This is a genomic window from Polaromonas sp. P3_C2, from assembly GCF_056402675.1.
This window is the reverse complement of the sequence record NZ_JBFUGX010000467.1, coordinates 1-3318: the sequence shown is the minus strand read 5'-3', so window position 1 is coordinate 3318 and position 3318 is coordinate 1. Positions and strand designations below refer to the sequence as shown.

Genomic DNA, 3318 nt, shown 5'->3' with positions numbered 1-3318 from the left:
CTACAACGCCGCCCTGCCGCGCGTGACCGAGTTCTGGACCCGCCTGGGCGCCGATGAGCGCCTTTACGACAAATACAAAGCCATCGACGTGGCCACCCTGAACACCGAGCAGCGCCAGGCCCATAAAAACGCCATTCGCAACTTTGTGCTGTCGGGTGCGGAACTGAAGGGCACCGACCGCGACCGTTTTGCCGAGATCCAGGAACGCCAGGCCGAGCTKAACCAGAAATTCAGCGAGAACGCCCTGGATGCCACCGACGCATTTGCCTATTACGCGACAGAAGCCGAGGTTGAGGGCATTCCTGCCGACGTGCTTGAAACAGCGCGCAACCAGGCCCAGTCCGAAGGCAAGACCGGCTACCGCCTCAGCCTGAAAATGCCAAGCTACCTGCCTGTCATGCAGTTTGCCAAAAGCAGCAAACTGCGCGAAACCTTTTACAAGGCCTACACCACCCGCGCCAGCGACCAGGCCGCACCCGAGTTCAGCAAATTCGACAACAGCGCCATCATGAAGGAAATCCTTGCGCTGCGCCTCGAAGAGGCAAAGCTGCTGGGCTACCGTAATTTCGGCGAGGTCTCGGTGGTCGCCAAGATGGCCAAGTCCCCCGACGAGGTCATCACGTTTTTGCGTGACCTTGCCCGGCGCGCCCGACCCTATGCCGAAAAGGATGTTGCCGACCTGCGCGCCTTTGCCGCCACCCAGTTGGGCCTGCCCGACCCGCAAGCCTGGGACTACGCCTACATCGGCGAAAAACTCAAGGAAGCGCGCTACGCCTTCAGTGAACAGGAAGTCAAACAGTACTTCACTGCCCCCAAGGTGCTGGCAGGCCTCTTCAGGATCGTGGAAACACTGTTTGAAGTTGCCATCCGCAAGGACTCGGCACCCGTGTGGAAGCCTGGCGTAGAGTTTTTCCGTATCGAGCGCAACGGCCAGCTGGTGGGCCAGTTCTATCTGGACCAGCCCGCCCGCACCGGCAAACGCGGCGGCGCCTGGATGGATGATGTGCGCACCCGCTGGCTGCGCCCCGACAACGGCAAGCTACAAACCCCGGTGGCGCACCTCGTCTGCAACTTCGCCGAGGGCGTGGGCGGCAAGCCAGCCCTGCTCACGCACGACGACGTGACCACGCTGTTCCATGAATTCGGCCACGGGCTGCACCACATGCTCACCCAGGTCAACGAACGGGACGTTTCCGGCATCAGCGGMGTCGAATGGGACGCCGTCGAGCTGCCCAGCCAGTTCATGGAAAACTTTTGCTGGGAGTGGGACGTGCTCAAGCACATGACCGCCCACGTGGATACCGGCGCCGCCCTGCCGCGTGAGCTGTTCGACAAGATGCTGGCCGCCAAAAACTTCCAGAGCGGCATGCAGACGCTGCGCCAGGTCGAGTTTTCACTGTTCGACATGCTGCTGCACACCTCTCACAACCCGGCCGACGACCTGATGGATCTCCTGAACGAGGTGCGCCGGGAAGTTGCCGTGATTGTCGCCCCGGCCTACAGCCGTACTGCACATACATTCAGTCACATTTTTTCCGGTGGTTATGCAGCCGGGTATTACAGCTACAAATGGGCCGAAGTCCTGTCTGCCGACGCTTATGCCGCGTTTGAAGAGTCCGCCCATCCTGCAGCCGACCCGGGTACAAACACTGACGCCGGCACAGGATCGGGTACCGTTAATGTAGAAACAGGCCGAAAATACCGGCAAGCCATCCTGGAAGCAGGGGGCAGCCGTCCGGCCATGGAATCATTCAAGGCCTTCCGGGGCCGCGAGCCAACGCTGGACGCACTGATGCGCCACCAGGGTATGGCTTGAAACACCTGAGCCAAGCCACTTCAATTCAAATTCAAGACTGACTGGGGAAACCATGAAATCAAACGCTGTTAGGTCCTTCTCTCCCAACGCCCTGCTGGCCATGCTGCTGTTTGGGGGAAGCTTAATTTTTATGGTGCTGCCGTCGCACGCGCAGGTCTACCGCATCGTGGGACCCGACGGCAAGGTAACCTTTTCCGACCAGCCACCGCCGGCGGCAAGTAGCGGCAAAGTTAGCGCTGCCAACGCAGCGTCAAGTGGTGGTGGAGCAGCATCCGGAGGTCTTCCTTTCGAATTGCGACAGGTTGTCAGCAAATACCCGGTCACCTTGTACACCAACGAAAAATGTATTCCCTGCGGTTCCGCTCGTGCCATGCTGATAAGCCGTGGCATTCCCTTCAGCGAGAAAACCGTCAACACCAACGAAGATATTGCGGCCCTGCAGCGGCTGAGCGGTGATGCATCGCTGCCCCTTCTGACCATAGCCGCCCAGCAACTCAAAGGCTATTCGGATGCAGAGTGGACGCAGTTCCTGAATGCAGCGGGCTACCCCGCTGCGTCTATATTGCCGGCCACCTACCAGCGCCCCGCGCCTACACCCCTGGTCGCGGTGAGCAAATCTCCAGCAGCGGGCACCGCCCCAGCCGCGCCTGCCGCACCATCCCAGCAGGCTGCTCCGGCGGCACCACCCGCCGCCACGGCCAACAACCCTGCCGGCATCAAATTCTGAGCGGGCTCTGAAAAATGCAAAACGCCGGGTACCAGCCCGGCGTTTTGCTTTCTGGAGCCAGAGCAGCCTAAAACACCAGTGTCTTCACCCCGCCCGGCGCACCCAGCAAGCAGACATGCGCCTTCTGGTGGGCAAACACCCCCACCGTCACCACGCCCGGCCACTGGTTGACCTGCGACTCAAAACCCAGCGGATCGGCGATCTTCAGGCCGGTCACGTCCAGGATGTGCTGGCCGTTGTCGGTGACCAGCGGCTTGCCGTCCTTGAGCCGCAGGTTGGCTGTACCGCCCATGGCCGCAAACTGCCGCGCAATACGTCTGGCCGCCATCGGAATCACCTCAACGGGCAGCGGAAAGTTGCCCAGCACCTGCACCAGCTTGGACTCATCGGCAATGCAGACAAACTTGCGCGACTGGGCCGCCACGATCTTTTCGCGCGTCAATGCTGCGCCACCGCCCTTGACCATATAACCCGCGTTGTCGATTTCGTCCTCGCCGTCGATGTACACCGCCAGCTCGTCCACCTCAGTCGCGTCAAACACCTTGATGCCCAGCGCCTGCAGGCGTTCCGTCGAGGCAACCGAGCTCGACACGGCACCGGCAATGCGCCCCTTCATGGTGGCCAGCGCGTCAATGAATTTGTTGACAGTCGAGCCGGTGCCCACCCCCACAATGCTGCCTTCCTCGACATAGTGCAGGGCCGCCTGGCCAACCAGGGTTTTGAGTTCGTCTTGGGTCATGKCTTGGGTCATGGAAGTATTAAAGAGTGTTTGGGG

The 3318-nt window shown here is 60.8% G+C and carries 3 protein-coding genes; 2 read left to right on the top strand and 1 reads right to left on the bottom strand.

The annotated features are described in order from the left end of the window. Together AC1DWI_RS17270 and AC1DWI_RS17265 are read left to right on the top strand one after the other, a co-directional pair. The coding region (locus AC1DWI_RS17270) for a M3 family metallopeptidase (protein ID WP_477725292.1) at positions 1-1816 on the top strand (1816 nt) is incomplete at its 5' end. Between the two features lie 52 nt (positions 1817-1868). Then, the gene (locus tag AC1DWI_RS17265; protein ID WP_477670952.1) at positions 1869-2543 is read left to right on the top strand and encodes a glutaredoxin family protein; all 675 of its coding nucleotides are present in this window, start codon (positions 1869-1871) and stop codon (positions 2541-2543) included. A gap of 67 nt (positions 2544-2610) precedes the next feature. On the opposite strand, the gene rpiA is transcribed toward AC1DWI_RS17265, so the two are convergent. Further along, entirely contained in the window at positions 2611-3282 is a 672-nt protein-coding gene (gene rpiA / locus AC1DWI_RS17260) for a ribose-5-phosphate isomerase RpiA (RefSeq protein ID WP_477725293.1), read from the bottom strand. Positions 3283-3318 lie beyond the last annotated feature (36 nt).

Excerpts from the sequence above, each read along its gene's own strand:
- AC1DWI_RS17265 (WP_477670952.1), top strand. The coding sequence starts at position 1,869 with ATGAAATCAAACGCTGTTAGGTCCTTCTCTCCCAACGCCCTGCTGGCC.
- rpiA (WP_477725293.1), bottom strand. The coding sequence starts at position 3,282 with ATGACCCAAGACGAACTCAAAACCCTGGTTGGCCAGGCGGCCCTGCAC.